2 protein-coding genes are annotated in these 1,644 nt (G+C 39.9%); both read right to left on the reverse strand.

What is annotated here, in order from left to right; translation table 11 throughout:
* Positions 1-82 precede the first annotated feature (82 nt).
* A complete protein-coding gene (locus IQR33_RS20425) occupies positions 83-1,225 on the reverse strand; it encodes an ATPase, T2SS/T4P/T4SS family (protein ID WP_025634117.1) in 1,143 nt (380 codons plus the stop codon).
* Between the two features lie 8 nt (positions 1,226-1,233).
* Positions 1,234-1,644, reverse strand: a 411-nt coding sequence (locus IQR33_RS20430) for a type IV secretory system conjugative DNA transfer family protein (RefSeq protein ID WP_193843985.1), incomplete at its 5' end; no start/stop codon positions are given.

Genomic DNA, 1,644 nt, shown 5'->3' on the forward strand with positions numbered 1-1,644 from the left:
GTAGACCCGTCCATAAGTAGGAAAAGTGGTCTTTTCATCGCATTTTGTACCGCTTTTCTATCCAGCTTCGGTTTATATTCCATTATTCTGATTCCATAAGGAGATATTCTGGCCCAATTTCACTGTTGTGATATAGGTTTGCGATTTGTTGAGAAAAGGTAAGCTCTTGTTCCTTTAGGTGCCTTCTTACTACTACAGATATCTCTGTGTCAGATTTACACTTCAGCATTTCTTCTCTGATTTCTTCAGTTAGATATAGGGTTTCTCTAACAGCAATCCTTTCACCGTCGAGAGTTCTAACTAGTATCTGAGCGACAATGCCAGAGAGTTGACTAATAAAACCAGCTAATACAGCCAGCTTATTTTCTCCATCTATCATATTGTAGATGCGGCTCATCGCTGTCTCGCAAGAGTTTGCATGTATTGTAGCCATCAAGAAGTTGCCAGTGTTAGAAGCGTTAAATGCGTTTTCGATTGATTCTTTACTTCGTATTTCGCCCTGAACGATGATATCTGGACGAAGACGAAGAGCAGCTTCAAGGCCTTGATTAAAACTTTGAACATCGGAGTCTGTTTCAACTGAACCTACTTCATGAACTGAAATACTGTTACCAGGAGCAATCTTTACTCCCTCATAATTAATTTCAGGTGGGTCCTCAAAAACTAAGATATGCTTACCAAGGCTGGGAGTTTTTAGCACTGAAGTTACAATTCCGGCCATAGTAGTTGTTTTGCCTGTGCCTACCCCTCCCACAAACATAAGAATACCTTTACGGTTATGCTTTACAAGATTGACTAGCTCCGGCTCTATACCCAAAGATTCTGCGTCCTTTGGTGTTTTAGGGTTCAACCTACCAACCATCTTATAGGTCTTTCCATATTCAAGTGACCTTGAGGTAATAGCTGCAATGCGGAAACTCCTAATCTGAGATTGATCATTGGGGTTTTTGGTAACGAATGCAAAAAATGTAGGAGTAGCTGCATTAACATTGTTAATCAGCGATTTTTTGGTGCCGAGCATATATTCAAGAATATTACGGCATGCGTTAGGTTGCATTTGTTTATCAGTGATTTCCCTGATTTGCCCGTTTACATCGATTCTGATTCGATAGTTACAGTCTATTAAAATGTCTGAAGCACCGTACTCAATTGCTTTCCATATGACAGTTTCGATATCTACTTGTGTCATTTCGCTTGAAACAGGTATTAATGGAATATCATTCATGGTAGGTGTCACTCTTCAACGAGAATGGATTTAATTTGGTCGTGAGTAAGGCCTTCAGTTTCTACTTTAGAAACAGCATCCCTACGTACAGAGCCTCTAGGGTCTTTTATTACTGGTGAAGAATAGAGATCAGAGTTTGTCTGCCAAACTGCCTCACCACTCAAAGATATGAACTGAGTGCCTAAACCTAATTGGTCTCCTTGTACCGTAATTCCTACATTTTCAATAATCATATCTGGCTTTTCTATATATCCGGACTCAACTAAATTCACGTAACGGATCATGGCTGTTGCGTCAATAAAAGCATTAATTACACGAGTTCTCATCTCAGCAATTGCTTGTTCTGAGCCCATGGCCCATCCCTCATCAAGAGCTGAGTTGAAGATCTCCAATTCTTCTGAATTTCTAGGTAAAAGTTC

This window comes from Vibrio sp. OPT46, from assembly GCF_015163535.1.
GTDB classification, from domain to species: Bacteria; Pseudomonadota; Gammaproteobacteria; order Enterobacterales; family Vibrionaceae; genus Vibrio; species Vibrio alginolyticus.